Origin of the sequence: Arthrobacter sp. S39 (assembly GCF_004320525.1) — a bacterium.
Taxonomy (GTDB): domain Bacteria; phylum Actinomycetota; class Actinomycetes; order Actinomycetales; family Micrococcaceae; genus Arthrobacter.
In genome coordinates, this window is record NZ_SIHX01000046.1 from 1 (window position 1) to 322 (window position 322).

Genomic DNA, 322 nt, shown 5'->3' on the forward strand with positions numbered 1-322 from the left:
AGAAGGGTTACGGCGGTCATAGCGTGGGGGAAACGCCCGGTCCCATTCCGAACCCGGAAGCTAAGACCCACAGCGCCGATGGTACTGCACCCGGGAGGGTGTGGGAGAGTAGGTCACCGCCGGAACAACTATTAAGGCTCAGGCCCCGACAACGAATGTCGGGGCCTGACCCATTTAACACCCCGTCAGCTGACCATGATGGGGCTCGGAAGCGCCATCGGCGCGGGCCTGTTCATCGGCTCCGGCGCCGGCATCCAGGCTGCCGGCCCGGCCGTGCTGATCTCCTACCTTGTGGCCGGCACCCTCATCATCCTGGTGATGT

1 protein-coding gene and 1 rRNA gene are annotated in these 322 nt (G+C 64.3%); both read left to right on the top strand.

Annotated elements, in window-relative coordinates; genetic code table 11:
• The first annotated feature begins 8 nt into the window (after window positions 1-8).
• Window positions 9-125: ribosomal RNA gene (gene rrf / locus EYS21_RS23275) — 5S ribosomal RNA — on the top strand.
• 70 nt (window positions 126-195) lie between these two features.
• Window positions 196-322 (top strand): hypothetical protein (locus tag EYS21_RS23280; protein ID WP_207307868.1); only part of this gene is annotated, 127 nt, incomplete at its 3' end.